At 62.0% G+C, this 22,554-nt stretch carries 20 protein-coding genes; 17 read left to right on the forward strand and 3 right to left on the reverse strand.

Translation table 11 applies throughout. The annotated features are described in order from the left end of the window. Positions 1 to 10 precede the first annotated feature (10 nt). Entirely contained in the window at positions 11 to 874 is an 864-nt protein-coding gene (locus tag BLR69_RS15055; RefSeq protein WP_071496558.1) for a PHP domain-containing protein, read from the reverse strand. Between the two features lie 87 nt (positions 875 to 961). Between BLR69_RS15055 and BLR69_RS15060 the strand changes: the two genes are divergently transcribed. The 7 genes from BLR69_RS15060 to BLR69_RS15090 all read left to right on the forward strand — a co-directional run bounded on the left by BLR69_RS15060 (position 962) and on the right by BLR69_RS15090 (position 6,506). Then, positions 962 to 1,558 (forward strand): septation protein A, encoded by a 597-nt coding sequence (locus tag BLR69_RS15060; RefSeq protein ID WP_058423243.1) that lies wholly within the window; start codon positions 962 to 964, stop codon positions 1,556 to 1,558. Position 1,559: 1 nt separating this feature from the next. After that, positions 1,560 to 1,859: a YciI family protein gene (locus BLR69_RS15065; protein WP_071496557.1), complete on the forward strand. Its 300-nt coding sequence runs from the start codon at positions 1,560 to 1,562 to the stop codon at positions 1,857 to 1,859. A 105-nt stretch (positions 1,860 to 1,964) separates the two neighbouring features. Then, the gene (locus tag BLR69_RS15070) at positions 1,965 to 2,372 is read left to right on the forward strand and encodes a translation initiation factor 2 (protein WP_071496556.1); all 408 of its coding nucleotides are present in this window, start codon (positions 1,965 to 1,967) and stop codon (positions 2,370 to 2,372) included. 7 nt (positions 2,373 to 2,379) lie between these two features. Next, a complete protein-coding gene (locus BLR69_RS15075) occupies positions 2,380 to 3,057 on the forward strand; it encodes a response regulator transcription factor (protein ID WP_071496555.1) in 678 nt (225 codons plus the stop codon). 182 nt (positions 3,058 to 3,239) lie between these two features. Further along, on the forward strand, positions 3,240 to 3,704 hold the full coding sequence (locus BLR69_RS15080; RefSeq protein WP_071496554.1) for an LTXXQ domain protein: 465 nt from the start codon (positions 3,240 to 3,242) through the stop codon (positions 3,702 to 3,704). 68 nt (positions 3,705 to 3,772) lie between these two features. After that, positions 3,773 to 5,116 carry a sensor histidine kinase gene (locus tag BLR69_RS15085; protein ID WP_071496553.1) on the forward strand — a complete coding sequence of 448 codons (1,344 nt, stop codon included), beginning with the start codon at positions 3,773 to 3,775 and terminating at the stop codon, positions 5,114 to 5,116. A 40-nt stretch (positions 5,117 to 5,156) separates the two neighbouring features. Then, positions 5,157 to 6,506 (forward strand): CoA transferase, encoded by a 1,350-nt coding sequence (locus BLR69_RS15090; protein WP_071496552.1) that lies wholly within the window; start codon positions 5,157 to 5,159, stop codon positions 6,504 to 6,506. A gap of 107 nt (positions 6,507 to 6,613) precedes the next feature. Here the strand turns inward: BLR69_RS15090 and BLR69_RS15095 are convergent, their stop codons facing one another. After that, positions 6,614 to 7,477 carry a DNA-3-methyladenine glycosylase family protein gene (locus BLR69_RS15095; RefSeq protein WP_071496551.1) on the reverse strand — a complete coding sequence of 288 codons (864 nt, stop codon included), beginning with the start codon at positions 7,475 to 7,477 and terminating at the stop codon, positions 6,614 to 6,616. After that, positions 7,474 to 8,901, reverse strand: coding sequence for an arginine-ornithine antiporter (arcD, locus tag BLR69_RS15100; protein WP_071496550.1), 1,428 nt, complete (start codon positions 8,899 to 8,901; stop codon positions 7,474 to 7,476). The genes BLR69_RS15095 and arcD (BLR69_RS15100) overlap by 4 nt, the downstream gene beginning before the upstream one ends. Before the next feature lie 435 nt (positions 8,902 to 9,336). Here arcD (BLR69_RS15100) and arcD (BLR69_RS15105) point away from each other — a divergent pair, with 435 nt between their 5' ends. The 10 genes from arcD (BLR69_RS15105) (at position 9,337) to gcvT (ending at position 22,546) form a co-directional block, all read left to right on the forward strand. After that, positions 9,337 to 10,764: an arginine-ornithine antiporter gene (gene arcD / locus BLR69_RS15105; protein WP_071496549.1), complete on the forward strand. Its 1,428-nt coding sequence runs from the start codon at positions 9,337 to 9,339 to the stop codon at positions 10,762 to 10,764. Between the two features lie 20 nt (positions 10,765 to 10,784). After that, a complete protein-coding gene (arcA, locus tag BLR69_RS15110) occupies positions 10,785 to 12,041 on the forward strand; it encodes an arginine deiminase (RefSeq protein WP_071496548.1) in 1,257 nt (418 codons plus the stop codon). Positions 12,042 to 12,053: 12 nt separating this feature from the next. Further along, positions 12,054 to 13,064: an ornithine carbamoyltransferase gene (locus BLR69_RS15115; protein WP_071496547.1), complete on the forward strand. Its 1,011-nt coding sequence runs from the start codon at positions 12,054 to 12,056 to the stop codon at positions 13,062 to 13,064. Positions 13,065 to 13,213: 149 nt separating this feature from the next. Further along, positions 13,214 to 14,143 carry a carbamate kinase gene (gene arcC / locus BLR69_RS15120; protein ID WP_071496546.1) on the forward strand — a complete coding sequence of 310 codons (930 nt, stop codon included), beginning with the start codon at positions 13,214 to 13,216 and terminating at the stop codon, positions 14,141 to 14,143. Between the two features lie 18 nt (positions 14,144 to 14,161). Then, on the forward strand, positions 14,162 to 14,524 hold the full coding sequence (locus BLR69_RS15125; RefSeq protein WP_058423256.1) for a DUF5064 family protein: 363 nt from the start codon (positions 14,162 to 14,164) through the stop codon (positions 14,522 to 14,524). A 184-nt stretch (positions 14,525 to 14,708) separates the two neighbouring features. Further along, the gene (locus BLR69_RS15130; protein ID WP_071496545.1) at positions 14,709 to 16,217 is read left to right on the forward strand and encodes a sigma-54-dependent transcriptional regulator; all 1,509 of its coding nucleotides are present in this window, start codon (positions 14,709 to 14,711) and stop codon (positions 16,215 to 16,217) included. Between the two features lie 405 nt (positions 16,218 to 16,622). Beyond that, positions 16,623 to 17,006 carry a glycine cleavage system protein GcvH gene (gcvH, locus tag BLR69_RS15135; RefSeq protein WP_015885597.1) on the forward strand — a complete coding sequence of 128 codons (384 nt, stop codon included), beginning with the start codon at positions 16,623 to 16,625 and terminating at the stop codon, positions 17,004 to 17,006. A gap of 10 nt (positions 17,007 to 17,016) precedes the next feature. Continuing rightward, positions 17,017 to 19,857, forward strand: coding sequence for an aminomethyl-transferring glycine dehydrogenase (gcvP, locus tag BLR69_RS15140; protein ID WP_071496544.1), 2,841 nt, complete (start codon positions 17,017 to 17,019; stop codon positions 19,855 to 19,857). Between the two features lie 148 nt (positions 19,858 to 20,005). Then, positions 20,006 to 21,382 carry an L-serine ammonia-lyase gene (locus tag BLR69_RS15145; protein WP_071496543.1) on the forward strand — a complete coding sequence of 459 codons (1,377 nt, stop codon included), beginning with the start codon at positions 20,006 to 20,008 and terminating at the stop codon, positions 21,380 to 21,382. A 39-nt stretch (positions 21,383 to 21,421) separates the two neighbouring features. Beyond that, positions 21,422 to 22,546 (forward strand): glycine cleavage system aminomethyltransferase GcvT, encoded by a 1,125-nt coding sequence (gene gcvT, locus BLR69_RS15150; protein ID WP_071496542.1) that lies wholly within the window; start codon positions 21,422 to 21,424, stop codon positions 22,544 to 22,546. The last annotated feature ends 8 nt before the right edge of the window (positions 22,547 to 22,554 follow it).

A 22,554-nucleotide genomic window follows, 5' to 3' on the forward strand; every position in this document is an offset into this window, starting at 1 on the left:
TTCTACCTGTTCAGACGGTGGCAATAATGGGGTCATGCTTGAATCGCCCCCACAAGAGCGGCAAATCTTCCGGGACGGGACGATACTCGCCGATCTCGGACCAGCCGCCTGGGCCATGAAAATCACTGCCGGCACTGACCAGCAGACCAAATTCGCGGGCAAGAATCGCCAGGCTGCCGACCTGCTCGGCGGGTTGATGCCCGTTGACCACTTCGATTGCGTGGCCGCCCGCTCCAATATAGTCGGCAATCAGCTTGCGGCGCTTGCTGCGGGTGAAATCGTAATGCCAGGGATGGGCCAGGCTGACCCAGGCACCGGAGGCCCGCAGGGTCTCGACGGTGTCTTCCAGGGTCGGCCAATGTTGCTTTACATCCCCCAACTTGCCGGCCCCCAACCATTTGCGAAACGCTTCGGCGCGATCCTTTACAAAACCTTCCCGCACCATCCATTCGGCGAAATGCGGCCGGGCCGGTGCGTTGCCACTGTCACCCAGCTCCTGCTGGATGGCGCGGGCGCCTTCCAGGGCACCGGACATGCCTTTAAGGCCGAGCTTGCGGCTTATTTCTTCGGACCGCAGCCAGCGGCCATCGTGCAACTGGGCAATGGCGGCGACCAAAGGCGTGGCTTTTTGATCGAAACCGTAGCCGAGCACATGAATGGTGGCGCCGCCCCAGGTGCAGGACAATTCCACACCGTTGACCAACTGCATGCCTAACGCATGCGCGGCTTCGCGGGCTTCGTCGAGGCCTTCGAGGGTGTCATGGTCGGTCAACGCCAGGACTCGCACGCCTTTTTCAAACGCACGCGCAACCAGTACCGCGGGCGCCAGGGCGCCGTCGGAGGCCGTGCTGTGGCAGTGCAAATCAACATTCACGGGGATGTGTAACCTCAAGTCAGCTGGCGCTTTCGCTACCAAGGATGTTTGTTATTATGCCGCCACATCCAGCTTCTGGCTCTTACTGTGAAACAATTCATCGACTTCATCCCGCTGTTGCTGTTTTTCATCGTTACCAAGCTCGACCCCAGGGTCATCGAAATCGCCGGTCATGAGTTCTCGTTCGGGGGCATCTACAGCGCCACCGCCGTACTGATCATCAGCTCTATCGTCGTCTACGGCGCCATTTTCATCTCCCAGCGCAAGCTGGAAAAAAGCCAATGGCTCACCCTGGTCGCGTGCCTGGTATTCGGCGGCCTGACCCTGGCGTTCCACAGCGAAACCTTCCTCAAATGGAAAGCACCGGTGGTGAACTGGCTGTTCGCCCTGGTCTTCATCGGCAGCCACTTCATCGGTGACCGCCTGCTGATCAAGCGGATCATGGGCCATGCGCTGACCCTGCCGGAGCCGGTGTGGACACGCTTGAACGTTGCGTGGATCGTGTTCTTCCTGTTCTGCGGCGCCGCCAACCTGTTCGTGGCCTTCACCTTCCAGGACTACTGGGTCGACTTCAAGGTCTTCGGCAGCCTGGCCATGACCGTGCTGTTCCTGGTTGGCCAGGGTATCTACCTGTCACGCCACCTGCATGACGTCGCCCCTACCACCCCGAAAACCGAGGACTGACATGCTCTACGCAATCATTGCCACCGACGTTGCCAACTCGCTGGAAAAACGCCTGAGCGTGCGCCCGGCCCATCTCGAGCGTCTGAACGTGCTGCAAGCCGCAGGCCGCCTGGTACTGGCCGGCCCGCATCCTGCGGTGGACAGCAACGACCCAGGCGCGGCAGGTTTCACCGGTAGCCTGGTGGTTGCCGAGTTTGCCTCGTTGGCCGATGCCCAGGCTTGGGCCAAAGCCGACCCGTACGTGACGGCCGGCGTTTACGCCGACGTCGTGATCAAGCCATTCAAACAAGTCCTGCCTTGATAACGGCCCGCCGAACCTGATCGGTTCGGCGTACGCCTGATTGCTCATTATTCTCGGTAACCTGCCGACAACGTTCTGAATATTCGTGTGGAATCAGGAGTTCCGATGCGCTTACGTCAGTTGTGTCTGTTGGCAGTGGTAATGATCGGGGCTACGGCCCACGCTGAAGAAACCTCAAACACCGGCAGTTCCACGCCCCTGTCCTTGAGTGCCGGCGCCCAGATCACCGAGTTGCAGCAACGTTTGAAAGAAAGCGAACGCCAGCGCGAAGAACTGAGCAGGCAACTGCAGAGCGCGGACGCTACCCGCGAAAGTGCTCAATTGAGTCGCCTTCGCCAAGAGAACCAACGCCTGGCCCAGCAACTCAAAGATACACAGGGCGGCGCCTTGACCCGATGGCTGACCGAGCAGCAACAGTGGTTCGTCACCGGTGGGGCCGTCGCACTGATAGCCCTGCTGTGCGGGATCTTCGCCAGTGGGGGGCACCGTCGCCGTCGACAATGGCTAAATTGAGTGAGTCATGAGCGAGCTGTTACTGATAGATGATGACCAGGAGCTCTGCGAGCTGCTGACCAGTTGGTTGGGCCAGGAAGGTTTCCAGGTGCGCGCCTGCCATGACGGATTGAGCGCCCGCAAAGCCTTGGCTGACAGTGCCCCGGCCGCGGTGGTACTCGACGTTATGCTGCCCGACGGCAGCGGCCTGGAACTGCTCAAGCAATTGCGCAACGACCACCCGGAGCTGCCGGTGCTGATGCTGTCGGCACGTGGTGAACCACTGGACCGCATCCTCGGCCTGGAACTGGGCGCCGACGATTACCTGGCCAAGCCCTGCGACCCACGCGAGCTTACCGCCCGGCTGCGCGCGGTACTGCGCCGCAGCCACCCGGCCGCCGTGTCCACCCAGCTCGAATTGGGCGACCTGTGTTTCAGCCCGGTGCGCGGCGTGGTCAGCATCGATGATCAGGAATTTTCCCTCACCGTCTCCGAAAGCCGCCTGCTGGAAGCCTTGCTGCGCCAGCCCGGCGAGCCCCTGGACAAACAGGAACTGGCGCAGATCGCACTGGGGCGCAAGTTGACCCTTTACGATCGCAGCCTGGACATGCACGTGAGCAACCTGCGCAAAAAGATCGGCCCGCACCCGGATGGCCGGCCACGGATCGTGGCGTTGCGCAGTCGGGGTTACTATTACAGCCTTTGAAGCAGCTATCAGTTGCAAGCTACAAGCGGCAAGCTAAAGCGGTTACTTGCCGCTTGCCGCTCGAAACTGACAGCTGCCACCTTCCCCTTACCAAACCTTTACCCTCTCCTGACGGCGGCTGACCTTGATCTCCGTAATCTACTCACATCCGGACTCACCGGAATAGAGACAGGAGAATCACCATGCGCAAGACCCTTATCGCTTTGATGTTCGCCGCTGCCCTGCCGACCGTTGCCATGGCCGCAATGCCCGAAGGCCCAGGCCCGATGGGCGGCCCCGAAGGCCACATGATGGGTGGCCCGGGTCACGGCGGCGAACACGGTCCGCGTGGCAAAGGCGGCCCTTTCAGCCAGTTGGACCTGAGCAAGGAACAGCGCCAGCAGATCGGCAAACTGATGGGCGACCAATGGCACGCTCGCAAGGACCTGACCAAAAAGTACCTGGACAAGCTCCCGCCGGCTGACCAGAAGGCCATGCAAGACGAAATCGCCGCCGGCAAGCAGAAAACCCAGGCGGATATCCGCGCGGTACTCAAGCCTGACCAGCAGAAGAAATTCGACGAGATCGTCAAGCAACAGGAACAGCGCCGCGCCGAATGGAAGGAATTCCAGGCCTGGAAAGCGCAACAGCCGCAAAAAGCGCAATAATGCCCTCGCGTTAACGCTCCCAGCCCAGTGGCCCCCGCCACTGGGCTTTTCCTGCTTGAGGGTTTCCTGTGCGTTCATTGTTCTGGCGCATCCTGGCCAGTTTCTGGCTGGCCATCGCCTTGGTTGCCGGGTTGTCGATCCTGCTTGGGCATATGCTCAATCAAGATGCCTGGATTCTCAGCCGTCACCCCGGCCTCAACAACCTGGCCGAAGAGTGGACCCAACTCTACGAAACCCAGGGTGAGGACGCTGCCCAGGAGTTGCTGCAACAGCGCAAACGCCAGTACCACATCGACGTGCAGGTGCTGAACGAAAGCGGCGAGCCGGTGGTGCGCGGCACCTTCCCACGCCGCGCCGCCGCCTTCGAAGCCCGCCAGAACGATAGCAAGGACGGCCACCTGCCCTGGCGCCGCCTGACCGCTGAATACACCAGCGAGAAGACCGGCGACACTTACCTGTTGATCTACCGCATCCCGCACCCGGAACTGGACGAATGGCATCGCAGCAGCCTGACATGGCCGTTGAGCGCATTGGTCATCGCCTTGGTGGTGCTGACCCTGTTCAGCCTGTTCGTCACACTGTCCATCACGCGCCCCTTAAGCCGACTGCGCGGTGCCGTGCATGACCTGGGGCAAGCCACCTACCAGCAAAACAGCCTGGCGCAGTTGGCCAACCGACGCGATGAATTCGGCGTGCTGGCCACCGACTTCAACCGCATGGGCGCGCGCCTGCAAAGCCTGATCGGCAGCCAGCGCCAGTTACTGCGCGACGTGTCCCACGAATTGCGCTCGCCCCTGGCCCGCCTGCGCATCGCCCTGGCCCTGGCCGAACGAGCCAACCCCGAAGAGCGGGAGAAACTCTGGCCGCGCCTGACTCGAGAGTGCGACCGACTCGAAGCGCTGATCAGCGAGATCCTGGTACTGGCCCGCGTTGATGCCGATAACGCCAGCGCCGAAGAGATCGACCTCAACCCGTTGCTCAAGACCCTGCAAAAAGACGCCCAACTCAGCGCGCCGGATCAGGTGGTGCAGCTCACCACCGATACCGAACTGCACCTCAAGGGGTGGCCGACCATGATCGAACGGGCAGTGGATAACCTGCTGCGCAACGCCCAGCGCTTCAACCCGCCGAGCCAGCCGATCGAGCTACACGCCCACCTTCACGGCGAGCATATTGTGATCAGCGTGCGCGACCACGGCCCCGGCGTTGACGCCGAACACCTGAGCCAATTGGGCGAACCGTTCTACCGCGCCCCAGGCCAGACCGCACAAGGCCACGGCCTGGGCCTGGCGATTGCCCGTCGCGCCGCCGAGCGCCATGGCGGCAGCCTGTTCCTGGCCAATCATGCCCAAGGCGGTTTTATCGCCAGTATCGACCTGCCGCTGGAACCTGGGATTGTCACACCCGCCTGATCATCTTCTATAGTGGCCCTTCTCTTAAGGAGGGCCGTTGATGACTGACCTGCTGACCCCCATCCAAGCCGCACTCGATTTACCGCGCACGCCACTGACCACCACCGAGGCCGGCGCCCTGCCCTCGGCCTTCGCCGTCACCGAACTGGCCTGCGCCAGCATCGGTGCCGCCGGCCAGGCTGTGGCCCAGTTGATCCAGCAACAGACCGGGCGCCTGCCCGGCGTCAGTGTGGATCGGCGATTTGCGTCCTTCTGGTTCTCGTCATCGATTCGCCCGGTAGGCTGGAAAACGCCACCGCTGTGGGACCCGGTGGCCGGCGACTACGCCTGCGCCGATGGCTGGATTCGCCTGCACACCAACGCACCCCATCACCGTGCCTCCGCTGAGCGCGTACTGGGCAAAGCCGTCGACCGCAGCGGCCTGGCCAACAAGGTTGCCGCCTGGACCGCTGCCGAACTGGAACAGGCGATTGTCGATGAAGGCGGTTGTGCCGCGCAGATGCGTACCTGGCAAGCCTGGCAAACCCACCCTCAGGGCCTGGCCGTCAATGCCGAGGCACTGGTGCAGCGCCAGACCTTTGCAACCGCCCTCGACAAACCCTGGCTCGGCTCGGTGGCGCGTCCACTGGCGGGCCTCAAGGTATTGGACCTGACCCGCGTGCTGGCCGGCCCGGTGGCCAGCCGTTTCCTCGCAGGGCTGGGTGCGGATGTATTGCGCATCGACTCACCGACCTGGAACGAGCCCGGCGTAGTGCCGGAAATGACCCTGGGCAAACGCTGCGCCCGCCTGGACTTGAAAAGCGCCCGAGACCGCCAGGTTTTCGAATGCCTGCTCAGGGAGGCCGACATCCTGTTCCACGGTTACCGCGCCGACGCCCTGGAACTACTGGGCTACAGCGCCAGTGAACTGCAAACCCTCGCCCCCGGCCTGATCGACGTAAGCCTCAACGCCTACGGCTGGAGCGGCCCGTGGCGCAATCGCCGGGGTTTCGACAGCCTGGTGCAGATGAGCAGCGGGATTGCCGCCGCAGGCATGGCCTGGAAACAGGGGGACAAACCGGTGCCGCTGCCGTTGCAGGCACTGGATCACGCCACCGGGTATTTGATGGCGGCCAGTGCGATTCGGGCATTGAGCGAAAGATTGAAATCCGGCCGTGGTGGATCGGCGCAGTTGTCGTTGGCGCGTACGGCGAAGTTGCTGGTGGACGCCGGGCAGATGCCGGAGCAGCCGGCATTGCGGGCTGAGCAACCGAGCGATCAAGGCCTGGTGGTGGAACAGACGGCCTGGGGCCAGGCGCATCGATTGTTGCCGCCGGTGACTATCAGCGGCACGCCGTTGCAGTGGGATCTAGCGGCTGGGGAACTGGGTTCACACCGAGCGCAGTGGTGACTCGACTATCGCCATCGGGGGCAAGCCCCCTCCCACATTTTTGGATGTTGTTCACAAATCAAACTGTGGGAGGGGGCTTGCCCCCGATGAGGCCAGTACAGGCACCCTCAATCTGAGCGCTGCAACGACGTCCAGAGATGCTGCGCTGCATACGCCCGCAACGGCCGCCAAGCCTCAGCCCGCGCCAACAACTGCCGCGCCGACACCGGCCCGCCCTCCAACGCCGCCAGCGCATTGATCAAGCCGATATCCCCCGACGCAAACGCATCCGTCTCGCGCATCTGGCGCATGGCGATGTATTGCGCGGTCCAGTCGCCGATCCCCGGCAACGCCACCAAGCGCGCCACGCCTTCCTTGAGACTGGCTTTGGGTTCGAACAGCTGAGGGTCATCCAGCAACGCCTGCGCGACGCCGGATAAGGTCCGCCCACGTGCCTTGGGCATGCCCAGTGTGGCCAGGTCCGCTGCCGCCAATACCTCGGGCGTGGGGAACACATGGGTGATACCGACGTACGGCGTCTCCAGCGGCTGGCCATACTGCGCCACCAGCTTGCCCGCCAGGCGAATCGCCGCCGCCACGGTAATCTGCTGGCCCAGCACCGCACGAATCGCCAGTTCCAGGCCATCCCAGGTGCCCGGCACGCGCAGACCCGGACGGGCCGCGACCAACTGCGCCATCAAGGGGTCCGTCGCCAATTGCGGGTTGATCAACTGGGGCTGCGCATCCAGATCGAACATCGTGCGCAGGCGCCGTTCGATCTCAGGCAACGCCGCCGGGTCTGGAAAACCCACCTCCACGTCTAGCCAATCGCCATCCCCCAGTGCCACGCTGATCCAGCCGTGCTGCCCGCCGAGGCTGATACTGCGCCGGTACACCCCCGCCTCGACCGTCTCCATCCCGCCGATCGCCCGCGCCGACAGAAACCCCACCATCGCCGCCCAATCATAAGGCGGTTGATACACCAGTTTCACAACGACAATACCCCGCTGTACAACCCATACGCCGCCAGCCCCGCGCCGGTGATCACACAGCTGAAAATGCCTTTTTCCATGTGGGTAAACAAGGGCTGGCGCTGCTCACGCTTGGCGAGGGCAAACAGGATCACCCCCGGTGCATACAGCAGCGCCGATAGCAGCAGGTACTTCAAGCCCCCGGCATACAGTAGCCACACCGCGTAGCCGAGGGCGATCAGCGCCACCAGCAGATCCTTCATGCGCTGGCCGTGGGCGCCTTCGTAGGTCTCGCCGCGCCCGCTCAACAGCACGGCATAGGCGGCCGACCACAAGTAGGGCACCAGGATCATCGATGAGGCCAGGTAAATCAGTGTGGTGTAGGTGCTGTGGGAAAACAGCGTGATCACCAGGAAGACCTGGATCATCACATTGGTCAGCCACAGCGCGTTGACCGGCACCTGGTTGGCGTTTTCCTTCTTCAGGAACGCCGGCATGGTCTTGTCATGGGCCGTGGCGTAGAGGATTTCCGCACAGAGCAGCGCCCAGGACAGCAACGCGCCGAGCAGCGACACCGCCAGGCCGATGCTGATCGCCATCGCCCCCCAGGGGCCGACGATATGTTCCAGCACGCCGGCCAGGGACGGGTTTTGCAATTGCGCGAGTTCCGGCTGGCTCATGATCCCCAGGGACAGCACGTTCACCAGCACCAGCAAGGCCAGCACGCCCAGAAAACCGATCACCGTGGCGCGGCCCACGTCCGAGCGTTTCTCGGCCCGCGCCGAGTACACGCTGGCGCCCTCGATACCAATAAATACAAACACGGTGACCAGCATCATGTTGCGCACCTGGTCCACCACATTGCCGATGTTCGGGTTGCCCAGGCCCCAGATATCGCGGGTGAAGATATCCGCCTTGAACGCCACGGCGGCGATCACGATAAACATCAGCAGCGGTACGATCTTCGCCACCGTTGTGATCTGGTTGATGAACGCCGCCTCCTTGATCCCGCGCAGCACCAGGAAATGCACGGCCCACAGCAGCAAGGACGCGCAGCCGATCGCCACCGGCGTGTTGCCCTGGCCGAACACGGGGAAGAAGTAACCCAGGGTACTGAATAGCAACACGAAGTAACCGACGTTGCCCATCCACGCACTGATCCAATAACCCCAAGCCGACGAAAACCCCATGTAGTCGCCAAAACCCGCCTTGGCGTAGGCATACACGCCCGAGTCCAACTCGGGTTTGCGATTGGCCAGGGTCTGGAACACGAAGGCCAGGGTCAGCATGCCAACGGCAGTGATCGCCCAGCCGATCAACACGGCCCCGACCTCGGCGCGAGCGGCCATGTTTTGCGGCAAGGAAAAAATCCCCCCGCCGATCATCGACCCCACCACCAGGGCAATCAGGGCACCAAGTCGCAGTTTCTGGGCCGGTTGAGACATGAACACTCCTGAATGAACAACAACTTGAGCTGACAACTGTGCACTCGGCTAATTAACTCAGCGAGTGTAGCGTTTATTAGTGAAGGCGATAAAACCGGGAGGCTCATAACGCAATTGCATGTCAGGCATTCGAGTTTAGTCTTATTTAGAATTTAAATACCGGATTGTCTGACAGTTCGTGAAACGCCATCCGAAAAGTTTGCATATTCAAGAATACGGTCTAGCTTAAAACCTCCATAGCGCTGACTAAATGATTAACCAAAAGGAAAGAATGGCTCTGCGCCAATACTTTCCGAGGATTCTTATCGCCCACGATTTTCCAGCCTAAGTCATTAATTCACAATGGAATGTGCCAATGAAGTGATCTGAGTCAGCTGTTTGATTAGCGCACGGATTTATTCTGTGGTCTCTCTTCTCCTGCATTGGAGTTATGCGATGTCTGAATCTCCCGGAAAACTTCGACTGGGCGCACTGGTTGCACTTGTCGTGGGCTCGATGATTGGCGGCGGGATCTTTTCACTGCCGCAAAACATGGCCGCCAGTGCCGATGTCGGCGCGGTATTGATTGGTTGGGTGATTACCGCCATCGGCATGTTGACCCTCGCCTTTGTGTTCCAGACCCTCGCCAACCGCAAGCCCGACCTCGACGGTGGCGTATACGCCTACGCCAAGGCGGGCTTTGGCGATTACATGGGTTTCTCGTCCGCCTGGGGTTACTGGATCAGTGCGTGGCTGGGCAACGTCGGTTACTTCGTGTTGCTGTTCAGCACCCTGGGTTACTTCTTCCCCATTTTCGGCGAAGGCAACACGCCGGCTGCGGTGATCGGTGCTTCGGTGCTGCTGTGGGCCGTGCACTTCCTGGTACTGCGCGGGATCAAGGAAGCGGCGTTCATCAACCTGGTGACCACCGTCGCCAAGGTCGTGCCGCTGGTGCTGTTCGTATTGATCGCGCTGTTCGCGTTCAAGCTGGAGATCTTCACCGCCGACATCTGGGGCGTGAAAAACCCTGACCTGGGCAGTGTGATGAACCAAGTGCGCAACATGATGCTGGTCACCGTCTGGGTGTTCATCGGCATCGAAGGCGCGAGCATCTTCTCGTCCCGTGCGGAAAAACGCTCCGACGTCGGCAAGGCCACCGTGATCGGCTTTATCACCGTGCTGCTGTTCCTGATGCTGGTGAACGTGCTGTCCCTGGGGATCATGACCCAACCGGAACTGGCCAAGCTGCAGAACCCGTCGATGGCCGCCGTGCTGGAGCATGTGGTGGGCCACTGGGGCGCGGTGCTGATCAGCGTCGGCTTGATCATCTCACTGCTGGGGGCGTTGCTATCGTGGGTGCTGCTGTGTGCGGAAATCATGTTCGCCGCCGCCAAGGACCACACCATGCCGGAGTTCCTGCGCAAGGAGAACGCCAACCACGTACCGGCCAACGCCCTGTGGCTGACCAACGCCATGGTGCAGATATTCCTGGTGATCACGCTGTTTTCCGCCAGCACCTACCTGTCGCTGATCTACCTCGCCACCTCGATGATCCTGGTGCCCTACCTGTGGTCGGCAGCCTACGCGTTGCTGCTGGCGGTGCGCGGCGAGACTTACGAAAACGCCATTGCCGAGCGCAAGAAAGACCTGTTCATCGGCGGTATCGCGCTGGTCTACGCGGTCTGGCTGCTCTACGCCGGCGGCGTCAAATACCTGCTGCTTTCCGCCCTGCTGTATGCCCCTGGCGTGATCCTGTTCGCCAAGGCCAAGCATGAACTGGGCAAACCGATTTTCACCAACGTCGAGAAGCTGATTTTCGCCGCAGTAGTCATTGGCGCCTTGGTGGCTGCCTATGGCCTCTACGACGGCTTCCTGACTCTGTAATTCTGACTGGAGGATCTGTAATGACCACGGAAAAAGTGAAGTACGGCGTACATTCCGAAGCCGGCAAACTGCGCAAAGTCATGGTGTGCTCCCCAGGTTTGGCCCACCAGCGGCTGACCCCCAACAATTGCGATGAACTGCTGTTCGATGACGTGCTGTGGGTGGCCCAGGCCAAGCGCGACCATTTCGACTTCGTGACCAAGATGCGCGAGCGGGACATTGATGTGCTGGAAATGCACAACCTGCTCACCGACATCGTCGCCATCCCCGAAGCACTGGACTGGATCCTGGAGCGCAAGATCACCTCCAACACCGTGGGCCTGGGCCTGGTCGATGAAGTCAGCTCCTGGCTGCGCAGCCTGGAGCCGCGCAAAATCAGCGAGTACCTGATCGGTGGCGTGTCGGCCGATGACCTGCCAAGCAGTTTCGGCGGCAAGACCATCGAGATGTTCCGCGATTTCCTCGGGCATTCGAGCTTCATACTGCCGCCGCTGCCCAACACCCAGTTCACCCGCGACACCACCTGCTGGATCTACGGCGGCGTGACGCTCAACCCGATGTACTGGCCGGCGCGACGCCAGGAAACCCTGCTGGCCTCGGCCATCTACAAGTTCCACCCCGAGTTCACCAACGCCGACTTCCAGATCTGGTACGGCGACCCCGACCAGGAGCACGGCGCCTCCACCCTGGAAGGTGGCGACGTAATGCCGATTGGTAACGGCGTGGTACTGATCGGCATGGGCGAGCGCTCGTCCCACCAGGCCATCGGTCAACTGGCGCGCAACCTGTTCAAGAACAAGGCGGTGGAACGCGTGATCGTCGCCGGCCTGCCGAAGTCCCGCGCGGCGATGCACCTGGACACCGTGTTCAGCTTCTGCGACCGCGACCTGGTGACCATCTTCCCCGAAGTGGTCAACCAGATCGTGCCTTTCACCCTGCGCCCGGATGAAAGCAAGCCACACGGCATCGACATCCAACGCGAAAAAACCAACTTCCTCGAAACCGTCGCCGCGGCCCTCAACCTCAAGGCCCTGCGTGTGGTCGAGACCGGCGGCAACAGCTTCGCCGCCGAGCGCGAACAGTGGGATGACGGCAACAACGTGGTGGCGGTGGAGCCTGGCGTGGTGATCGGCTACGACCGCAACACCTACACCAACACCTTGCTGCGCAAGGCCGGGGTGGAAGTCATCACTATCAGCGCCGGTGAGCTCGGTCGTGGCCGTGGCGGCGGCCACTGCATGACCTGCCCGATCATCCGCGACCCAATCGACTACTAAGGAGATTCCATCATGGCTTTCAACATGCGCAACCGCAGCCTGCTGTCGCTGATGCACCACACCACCCGCGAGCTGCATTACCTGCTGGACCTGTCCCGCGACCTCAAGCGCGCCAAATACACCGGCACCGAGCGTCCGCACCTGCAAGGCAAGAACATCGCGCTGATCTTCGAAAAAACCTCGACCCGCACCCGCTGCGCCTTCGAGGTCGCAGCCCATGACCAAGGCGCCCACGTCACCTACATCGACCCGGTGTCGTCGCAGATCGGCCACAAGGAAAGCATGAAAGACACCGCCCGCGTGCTCGGGCGCATGTTTGATGCGATCGAGTACCGTGGCTTCGAGCAGGAAATCGTCGAAGAACTGGCCAAGTTCGCCGGCGTGCCGGTGTTCAACGGCCTCACCGCCGAATTCCACCCGACCCAAATGATCGCCGACACCCTGACCATGCGCGAGCACAGCGACAAGCCGCTGCATGACATCAGCTACGCCTACCTGGGGGATGCGCGCTACAACATGGGCAATTCGCTGCTGATGATCGGCGCCAAGCTGGGCATGGACGTGCGCATCGGCGCGCCGAAAGCGCTGTGGCCGCACGCGGACTTCATCAAGCAATGCCATGCGTTTGCCGAAGAAAGCGGCGCGCGTATCACCATCACCGAAGACCCGAAGGAAGCGGTGAAAGGCGTGGACTTCATCCACACCGATATCTGGGTGTCCATGGGCGAGCCGGTGGAAGCGTGGGACGAGCGCATCGAGCAACTGCTGCCGTACCAGGTCAACGCCAAGATGATGAAAGCCTCGGGCAACCCACGGGTGAAATTCATGCACTGCCTGCCGGCGTTCCACAACAGCGAAACCAAGGTGGGCAAGGACATCGCCGCGCGGTACCCGAACCTGGCCAATGGCGTGGAAGTGACCGAAGAGGTGTTCGAGTCGCCGGCCAACATCGCGTTTGAGCAGGCGGAAAACCGCATGCATACCATCAAGGCGATTCTGGTGTCGGCACTCGCTGATATCTAAAGTCAACACGGTCAAATGTGGGAGGGGGCTTGCCCCCGATGGCGGCGCATCAGTGACAGATTTTTCGACTGGCACACTGCAATCGGGGGCGAGCCCCCTCCCACATTTTGTCCGGTGTTCACAACGCTGAATTCTAGAAGGATTGCATTATGCGCATCGTCGTAGCCCTGGGCGGCAACGCCCTGCTCCGCCGTGGTGAACCCATGACCGCGGACAACCAACGCGCCAATATCCGCATCGCCACTGAACAGATCGCCAAGATCCATGCCGGCAACGAGCTGGTGATCGCCCACGGCAATGGGCCGCAAGTCGGCCTGCTGTCATTGCAGGCGGCGGCCTACACCCAGGTCTCGCCATACCCGCTGGACGTGCTCGGCGCCGAGACCGAAGGCATGATCGGCTACATCATCGAACAGGAACTGGGCAACCTGCTGGACTTCGAAGTGCCCTTCGCTACCCTGCTCTCCCAAGTGGAAGTGGACGCCAAGGACCCCGCCTTCAAGAACCCGACCAAGCCCATCGGCCCGGTGTATTCCAAGGCCGAAGCGGAGAAACTCGCCGCCGAAAAAGGCTGGGCCATTGCACCGGATGGCGACAAGTATCGTCGCGTGGTCGCCAGCCCACGGCCCAAACGCATCTTTGAAATCCGCCCGATCAAGTGGCTGCTGGAAAAAAGCGCCATCGTGATCTGCGCCGGCGGCGGCGGCATCCCGACCATGTATGGCGAAGACGGCAAGCTGCGCGGGATTGAGGCCGTGATCGACAAAGACCTGTGTTCCTCGCTGCTGGCCTCGCAACTGGAGGCCGATCTGCTGGTGATCGCCACCGACGTCAACGCGGCCTTCATCGACTACGGCAAGCCGACCCAGAAAGCCATCGGCCAGGCCCACCCCGACGAAATGGAAAAGCTCGGCTTCGCCGCCGGTTCCATGGGGCCCAAGGTCCAAGCGGCCTGCGAGTTCGCCCGCAAGACTGGCAAAACCGCCGTCATCGGTTCACTCTCGGACATCGAAGCCATCGTCCAGGGCAGTGCCGGTACACGCATCAGTACGGCAACACCTGGCATCACCTATCTTTGAAGTAGAGGAGAGACGCCTATGGCCACCTTTGAACCCGGTCACTTGCATGTTGAACGTCACGCGCTGAATGCCCAGGACTACAGCTACAACCTGTGCATCGACTACGAAGTCAGCCAGGACCCAAAGGAAGGCAAGGGCATGCTGTTCAAGCTGCATGGCTCGGTGCAGGGCAAGGACCTGAAGGAGGAGTTTTTCCTGCCCAAGGACCAGGCATTCGACTTTGCGCGGCATGCGATGAACATCGCGCAGAAGTATGGGATGCCGAAGGTCGCGGTGTTGAATGGCTCGATGCACAAGCAGTACGACTTGATGTTCGAGGATGTGCGGCATCAACTGGATGTGAAGGCCGGGGACCCGATCAAGCCCGAGCACCTCGAATAACCCGATTTCCCAGGCACCAACAATCAAATGTGGGAGCGGGCTTGCTCGCGAATGCAGTGTGTCAGTCAGCAATTTTTTCACTGACCCACCGTATTCGCGAGCAAGCCCGCTCCCACATTTTTGATCTCCATCACCCGTCAGGCATACTGGCCACCCTCAGTACGCCAGAACCAACAACCGCCCCATGCGTATCCACGTCAGCTTCATCGACCGCGTCGGCATCACCCAGGAAGTCCTGGCCCTGCTCGGTGGGCGCAATCTCAACCTGGATGCGGTGGAGATGGTGCCGCCCAACGTCTACATCGACGCACCGACCCTGAGCGCCAATGTGCTCGAAGAGCTGCGCGACGCGCTGTTCAGCGTGCACGGCGTGCAGGCGGTGACCGTGGTGGACATCCTCCCCGGCCAACGCCGCCACCTGCAACTCGACGCCCTGCTGGCCGCCATGACCGACCCGGTGCTGGCGCTGGACAGCGCGGGCAAGATCCTGCTGGCCAACCCGGCGCTGATCGCCCTGTATGGCCGCGAACCGGCCGGCGAAAGCATCAGCGAACTGTTCAACGACCCGGCGCTGCTGGACACCTTGCTCGAACACGGCTTTCGCCTGCCCCTGCGCGAGATCAGCGTCAACGGCCAGACCCTGCTGCTGGACGCCACGCCGATCACCGACGCCGGCGCCCTGCTCACCCTGTACCAACCCAACCGCATCGGCGAACAACTGTCGGCGCTGCACCATGACCATGCCGAAGGGTTTGATGCACTGCTTGGCGAGTCCCCGGTGATCCGCACCCTCAAGGCGCGTGCGCAGCGGGTGGCGGCGCTGGATGCGCCGCTGTTGATCCAGGGCGAGACGGGCACCGGCAAAGAACTGGTGGCGCGTGCCTGCCATGCCATCAGCGCACGCCACAGCGCGCCGTTCCTGGCCTTGAACTGCGCGGCGCTGCCGGAAAACCTCGCCGAAAGCGAACTGTTCGGCTATGCACCCGGCGCCTTTACCGGCGCGCAACGCGGTGGCAAGCCCGGCCTGATGGAACTGGCTAACCAAGGCACGGTGTTCCTCGATGAAATCGGCGAGATGTCACCTTACTTACAGGCCAAGCTGCTGCGTTTTCTCAATGACGGCAGCTTCCGACGCGTTGGCGGCGACCGTGAAGTGAAGGTCAATGTGCGCATCCTCAGCGCCACCCACCGCGACCTGGAGAAGATGGTCAGCGAGGGCACCTTCCGCGAAGACCTGTTCTACCGCCTCAACGTGCTCAACGTCGAAGTGCCGCCGCTGCGTGCACGCGGCCAGGACATCCTGTTGCTCGCCCGCTATTTCATGCAGCAGGCCTGTGCGCAGATCCAGCGTCCGGTTTGCCGCCTGGCGCCCGGCACCTACCCGGCGCTGCTGGGCAACCGCTGGCCAGGCAACGTGCGCCAATTGCAGAACGTGATCTTCCGCGCCGCCGCGATCTGCGAAAGCAGCCTGGTGGACATCGGCGACCTCGACATCGCCGGCACCTCGGTAGCCCGCCAGAGCGACGGCGAAATCGACAGCCTGGAACAGGCGGTGGAAGACTTCGAGCGCAACCTGCTGGAAACCCTCTACACCAGCTACCCCTCGACTCGCCAACTGGCCAGCCGGTTGCAGACGTCCCATACGGCGATTGCCCATCGTCTGCGCAAGTACGGCATTCCCAACAAGCCTTGAGTGAACATGGTTCAAAAATGTGGGAGCGGGCTTGCTCGCGAATACGGTGTATCAGTCACAGGTGTGTTGGCTGACCCTCCGCATTCGCGAGCAAGCCCGCTCCCACAGGGATCGCATTGCAAATGTTGGTCTGAGAACGACATCGACTGTACTGAAAGCGCTACAGCGTAACGATATCGCTACAGCCCTATTTTTTGCGCGCCATGCAAGGCTTTGATCCACATAGGCTTTTTTTCACAGGCCAAACTGTAGCGAAATCGCTACAGGCAAAATGCATATCGTCATAACAAAATCTATCAAGTCATTGATTTATATAGGCTTAATGACGTTGGCCGCGATATTGCTAAGCAACTCCCCATTATTCCAATCCCGTCCACCAGACGAATCTGGCCCTGAGGAGTTTCCATGAGCGAGTTGCGTTTCACTGAAGATCACGAATGGCTGCGCGCCGAAGCTGACGGCAGCGTCACCGTGGGTATCACCGCTTTCGCGCAGAACGCGCTGGGTGACGTGGTTTTCGTGCAACTGCCGGAGTTGCAGGCCTACGACAAGGGCGCCGAAGCGTCCACCGTGGAATCGGTCAAGGCCGCCAGCGGCGTGTACATGCCGCTGGACGGGGAAGTCCTCGAAGTGAACGACAAACTTGACGGCAGCCCGGAACTGGTCAACGAAGACCCGATGGGCGAGGGTTGGTTCTTCCGCTTTAAACCGGCCGATGCCAGTGCAGTGGCTAAACTGTTGGATCAGGACGCGTACGACCGCCTGATCAAAGCCAACGCTGAAGCCTGAGGAGCGCGCCATGACCGTTAATCTCACCACCGCCAACGAATTCATCGCCCGCCACATCGGCCCGCGCCAGGAGGACGAGCAGCAGATGCTCGCCAGCCTCGGTTTTGACTCCCTGGAAGCCCTGAGCGCCAGCGTGATCCCGGAAAGCATCAAGGGCACCAGCGTGCTCGGCCTGGAAGACGGCCTGAGCGAAGCCGAGGCCCTGGCCAAGATCAAGGCCATCGCCGGCAAGAACCAACTGTTCAAGACCTACATCGGTCAGGGCTACTACAACTGCCACACGCCGTCGCCGATCCTACGCAACCTGTTGGAAAACCCGGCCTGGTACACCGCCTACACCCCGTACCAACCCGAGATTTCCCAAGGCCGCCTGGAAGCGCTGCTGAACTTCCAGACCCTGATCAGCGACCTCACCGGCCTGCCGATCGCCAACGCCTCCCTGCTCGACGAAGCCACCGCCGCCGCCGAAGCCATGACCTTCTGCAAGCGCCTGAGCAAGAACAAGGGCAGCAGCGCCTTCTTCGCTTCGATCCACAGCCACCCGCAGACCCTCGACGTGCTGCGCACCCGTGCCGAGCCGTTGGGCATCGACGTGGTGGTGGGCGATGAGCGTGAATTGACCGACGTCAGCCCATTCTTCGGCGCCCTGTTGCAATACCCAGCCAGCAACGGTGACGTCTTCGACTACCGCGAACTGACCGAGCGCTTCCACGCCGCCAATGCCCTAGTGGCCGTGGCCGCCGACCTGCTGGCCCTGACCCTGCTGACCCCACCGGGCGAGTTCGGTGCCGACGTGGCCATCGGCAGCGCGCAACGCTTCGGCGTGCCGCTGGGCTTTGGTGGCCCGCACGCGGCGTACTTCTCCACCAAGGATGCGTTCAAGCGCGACATGCCGGGCCGCCTGGTCGGTGTGTCCGTCGACCGTTTCGGCAAACCGGCCCTGCGCCTGGCCATGCAGACCCGCGAACAACATATCCGTCGCGAGAAAGCCACGTCGAACATCTGCACCGCCCAGGTATTGCTGGCTAACATCGCCAGCATGTACGCCGTGTACCACGGCCCCAAGGGTCTGACCCAGATCGCCCAGCGTGTGCATCAACTCACCGCGATTTTGGCCAAGGGCCTGACCGCCCTGGGCCTGACCGTCGAACAAGCCCACTTTTTCGACACCATTACCCTGAACACTGGCCCCAACACTGCCGCCCTGCACGACAAGGCCCGCGCCCAGCGCATCAACCTGCGTGTGGTGGACGCCGAGCGTCTGGGTGTGTCGGTGGACGAAACCACCACCCAGGCCGATATCGAAGCCCTGTGGTCCATCTTCGCCAACGGCAAGGCCCTGCCGGCCTTCAACGCCAGCGTCGACAGCACCCTGCCTGCCGCCCTGCTGCGCCAGTCGCCTGTGCTCAGCCACCCGGTATTCAACCGCTACCATTCCGAAACCGAGCTGATGCGCTACCTGCGCAAACTGGCCGACAAGGACCTGGCGCTGGACCGCACCATGATCCCGCTGGGCTCGTGCACCATGAAGCTCAACGCCGCCAGCGAAATGATCCCGGTGACCTGGGCCGAGTTCGGTGCCCTGCACCCGTTCGCCCCGGCCGAACAAAGCGCCGGCTACCTGCAACTGACGTCCGAACTGGAAGCGATGCTCTGCGCGGCTACCGGCTACGACGCGATCTCGCTGCAACCGAACGCCGGTTCCCAGGGTGAGTACGCCGGCCTCCTGGCCATTCGTGCCTACCACCAGAGCCGTGGTGAAGAGCGTCGCGACATCTGCCTTATCCCGTCTTCGGCCCACGGCACCAACCCGGCGACCGCCAACATGGCCGGCATGCGCGTGGTCGTCACTGCGTGCGACGCCCGTGGCAACGTCGACATCGAAGACCTGCGTGCCAAGGCCATCGAGCATCGTGAGCACCTCGCCGCGCTGATGATCACCTACCCGTCCACCCACGGTGTGTTCGAAGAAGGCATCCGCGAAATCTGCGGCATCATTCATGACAACGGCGGTCAGGTGTACATCGACGGCGCCAACATGAACGCCATGGTCGGCCTGTGCGCCCCGGGCAAGTTCGGCGGCGACGTGTCCCACCTGAACCTGCACAAGACCTTCTGCATTCCTCACGGCGGTGGCGGCCCGGGCGTTGGCCCGATTGGCGTCAAGTCGCACCTCACGCCGTTCCTGCCAGGCCACGCGGCCATGGAACGCAAGGAAGGCGCGGTGTGCGCGGCGCCGTTCGGCAGCGCAAGCATCCTGCCGATCACCTGGATGTACATCAGCATGATGGGCGGTGCGGGCCTCAAGCGCGCTTCACAGCTGGCGATTTTGAACGCCAACTACATTTCCCGTCGCCTGGAAGAGCACTACCCCGTGCTGTACACCGGCAGCAACGGCCTGGTGGCCCACGAATGCATCCTGGATTTGCGCCCGTTGAAGGACAGCAGCGGCATCAGCGTGGATGACGTGGCCAAGCGCCTGATCGACTTCGGCTTCCATGCGCCGACCATGTCGTTCCCGGTGGCTGGCACGCTGATGATCGAGCCGACCGAAAGTGAATCCAAGGAAGAACTGGACCGCTTCTGCAACGCAATGATCGCCATCCGCGAAGAAATCCGCGCGGTGGAAAACGGCACCCTGGACAAGGACGACAACCCTCTGAAAAACGCCCCGCACACGGCCGCTGAACTGGTGAGTGAGTGGACGCACCCGTACACCCGCGAGCAGGCGGTGTACCCCGTGCCGTCGTTGATCGAGGGCAAGTACTGGCCGCCGGTGGGGCGTGTCGACAACGTGTTTGGTGATCGCAACCTTGTTTGCGCATGCCCTTCCATCGAGAGCTACGCGTAACCAAGAGATCAACTCGGTCCCCTGTGGGAGGGGGCTTGCCCCCGATTGCAGTGGGTCAGCCAGCTAATCTGTAGCTGACCCACCGCTATCGGGGGCAAGCCCCCTCCCACACTGACCGCGTCCAATAATAAGAAACCGGAGAACAACCATGTCCCTTAGCGTGTTCGACCTGTTCAAGATTGGCATTGGCCCCTCCAGCTCCCACACCGTCGGCCCGATGCGTGCGGCCGCTCGATTCGTCGAGGGTCTCAAGCGTGACAACCTGCTGAGCGCCACCACCTGCGTCAAGGTGGAACTCTATGGGTCGCTGGGCGCCACCGGCAAAGGCCACGGCAGCGACAAAGCCGTACTGCTGGGCCTGGAAGGCGAACACCCGGACACTGTGAATACCGAAACCGTGGCAACACGCCTGGCGCAGATGCGCAAGGACGGCCACCTGAACCTGCTCGGTGAACACCGCATTGCGTTCAACGAGAAAGAACACCTGGCGATGATTCGCAAACCCCTCGCCTACCATCCCAACGGCATGATTTTTCGTGCCTTTGATGCGGCGGGCATCCAGATCCGCAGCCGCGAGTACTACTCGGTCGGCGGTGGTTTTGTGGTGGACGAAGACGCCGCCGGCGCCGACCGGATTGTCGAAGACGCCACGCCCCTGACCTTCCCGTTCAAGCACGCCAAGGATTTGCTGAGCCATTGCACCACTTACGGGCTGTCCATCAGCCAGGTGATGCTGACCAATGAAAGCGCCTGGCGCCCGGAAGCGGAAACCCGCGCCGGTTTGCTGAAAATCTGGCAGGTGATGCAGGACTGCGTGGACGCCGGTTGTCGCAACGAAGGGATCCTGCCCGGCGGCTTGAAGGTCAAGCGTCGTGCTGCGGCCCTGCATCGCCAGTTGTGCAAGAACCCGGAGTCGGCGTTGCGCGACCCGTTGTCGGTGCTCGACTGGGTCAACCTCTACGCCCTGGCGGTCAACGAAGAAAACGCCAACGGCGGGCGCGTGGTCACGGCGCCCACCAATGGCGCGGCCGGGATCGTACCGGCGGTGCTGCATTACTACATGCGCTTCATTCCCGGCGCGAATGAAGATGGTGTTGTGCGCTTCCTGCTCACGGCGGCGGCCATTGGCATTTTGTACAAGGAAAATGCCTCGATCTCCGGGGCCGAAGTCGGCTGCCAAGGCGAGGTCGGCGTGGCCTGTTCCATGGCCGCCGGTGCGTTGTGCGAAGTGTTGGGCGGCAGCGTGTCCCAGGTGGAAAACGCCGCCGAAATCGGCATGGAACACAACCTCGGCCTGACCTGCGACCCGATTGGCGGGCTGGTGCAGGTGCCCTGCATCGAGCGTAACGCCATGGGCTCGGTCAAGGCGATCAATGCAGTGCGCATGGCCTTGCGCGGCGATGGGCAGCACTTTGTGTCCCTCGACAAGGTCATCCGCACCATGCGCCAGACCGGCGCCGACATGAAAAGCAAATACAAGGAAACCGCCCGTGGCGGTTTGGCGGTCAACATTATCGAGTGCTGACGCCTAAAAGCGCGCCAGCACGTTTTTCAGGAGCTGAATATGTCCACCGAAACCCTGTTGAAAACCCCTCTGCACGCCCTGCACCTCGAACTGGGCGCACGCATGGTGCCCTTCGCCGGCTACGACATGCCAGTGCAATACCCGCTGGGCGTGATGAAGGAACACCTGCACACCCGTGATCAAGCCGGCTTGTTCGATGTGTCCCACATGGGCCAGATCCGCCTCACCGGTGCCAACGCCGCCAAGGCTCTGGAAACCCTGGTGCCGGTCGACATCATCGATCTGCCGGTGGGCATGCAGCGTTACGCGATGTTCACCAATGAGCAGGGCGGCATTCTCGATGACCTGATGGTGGCGAACCTGGGTAACGACGAACTGTTCCTGGTGGTCAATGCGGCCTGCAAGGACCAGGACCTGGCGCACCTGCGCCAGCATATCGGCGACCAGTGCACCATCGAGCCGCTGTTCGAAGAGCGTGCATTGCTGGCCCTGCAGGGCCCGGCCGCGGTCAAGGTGCTGGCGCGCCTGGCGCCGGAAGTGACCAAGATGACCTTCATGCAATTCGCTTCCCTGCGCCTGCTGGGCGTGGACTGCTATGTCAGCCGTTCGGGCTACACCGGTGAAGACGGCTTCGAAATCTCCGTGCCTGCCGCCAATGCCGAAAGCCTGGCGCGCAGCCTGCTGGCCGAGACCGAAGTACAGGCCATCGGCCTGGGCGCCCGCGACTCGTTGCGCCTGGAAGCAGGGCTGTGCCTGTACGGCCACGACATGAACACCGACACCACCCCGATCGAGGCCAGCCTGTTGTGGGCTATCTCGAAGGCGCGCCGTGCCGACGGTGCACGTGCCGGTGGCTTCCCTGGCGCCGACCAGATCTTCACCCAGCAGCAAACCGGCGTGAGCCGCAAACGTGTAGGCCTGCTGCCACAGGAACGCACGCCCGTACGTGAAGGCGCGGAGATTGTCGACGCAGACGGCACCGTGATCGGCAGCGTGTGCAGCGGCGGTTTCGGCCCGACCCTCGGCGGCCCGCTCGCTATGGGTTACCTGGACAGCGCATTCATCGCACTGGATACCGAAGTCTCTGCGTTGGTGCGTGGGAAAAAGGTGCCACTTCGTGTAAGTAAAATGCCATTTGTGCCACAACGTTACTATCGTGGCTGATTGACTGT

It is taken from the genome of Pseudomonas azotoformans (assembly GCF_900103345.1).
Classification (GTDB): domain Bacteria; phylum Pseudomonadota; class Gammaproteobacteria; order Pseudomonadales; family Pseudomonadaceae; genus Aquipseudomonas; species Aquipseudomonas azotoformans.

What these genes read in the sequence shown, in the direction of transcription:
- BLR69_RS15065 (WP_071496557.1), top strand. Translation starts at nt 1,560, where the DNA reads ATGCTCTACGCAATCATTGCCACCGACGTTGCCAACTCGCTGGAAAAA.
- BLR69_RS15070 (WP_071496556.1), top strand. Translation starts at nt 1,965, where the DNA reads ATGCGCTTACGTCAGTTGTGTCTGTTGGCAGTGGTAATGATCGGGGCT.
- BLR69_RS15075 (WP_071496555.1), top strand. Translation starts at nt 2,380, where the DNA reads ATGAGCGAGCTGTTACTGATAGATGATGACCAGGAGCTCTGCGAGCTG.
- BLR69_RS15080 (WP_071496554.1), top strand. Translation starts at nt 3,240, where the DNA reads ATGCGCAAGACCCTTATCGCTTTGATGTTCGCCGCTGCCCTGCCGACC.
- BLR69_RS15090 (WP_071496552.1), top strand. Translation starts at nt 5,157, where the DNA reads ATGACTGACCTGCTGACCCCCATCCAAGCCGCACTCGATTTACCGCGC.
- arcD (WP_071496550.1), bottom strand. Translation starts at nt 8,901, where the DNA reads ATGTCTCAACCGGCCCAGAAACTGCGACTTGGTGCCCTGATTGCCCTG.
- arcD (WP_071496549.1), top strand. Translation starts at nt 9,337, where the DNA reads ATGTCTGAATCTCCCGGAAAACTTCGACTGGGCGCACTGGTTGCACTT.
- arcA (WP_071496548.1), top strand. Translation starts at nt 10,785, where the DNA reads ATGACCACGGAAAAAGTGAAGTACGGCGTACATTCCGAAGCCGGCAAA.
- BLR69_RS15115 (WP_071496547.1), top strand. Translation starts at nt 12,054, where the DNA reads ATGGCTTTCAACATGCGCAACCGCAGCCTGCTGTCGCTGATGCACCAC.
- arcC (WP_071496546.1), top strand. Translation starts at nt 13,214, where the DNA reads ATGCGCATCGTCGTAGCCCTGGGCGGCAACGCCCTGCTCCGCCGTGGT.
- BLR69_RS15125 (WP_058423256.1), top strand. Translation starts at nt 14,162, where the DNA reads ATGGCCACCTTTGAACCCGGTCACTTGCATGTTGAACGTCACGCGCTG.
- BLR69_RS15130 (WP_071496545.1), top strand. Translation starts at nt 14,709, where the DNA reads ATGCGTATCCACGTCAGCTTCATCGACCGCGTCGGCATCACCCAGGAA.
- gcvH (WP_015885597.1), top strand. Translation starts at nt 16,623, where the DNA reads ATGAGCGAGTTGCGTTTCACTGAAGATCACGAATGGCTGCGCGCCGAA.
- gcvP (WP_071496544.1), top strand. Translation starts at nt 17,017, where the DNA reads ATGACCGTTAATCTCACCACCGCCAACGAATTCATCGCCCGCCACATC.
- BLR69_RS15145 (WP_071496543.1), top strand. Translation starts at nt 20,006, where the DNA reads ATGTCCCTTAGCGTGTTCGACCTGTTCAAGATTGGCATTGGCCCCTCC.
- gcvT (WP_071496542.1), top strand. Translation starts at nt 21,422, where the DNA reads ATGTCCACCGAAACCCTGTTGAAAACCCCTCTGCACGCCCTGCACCTC.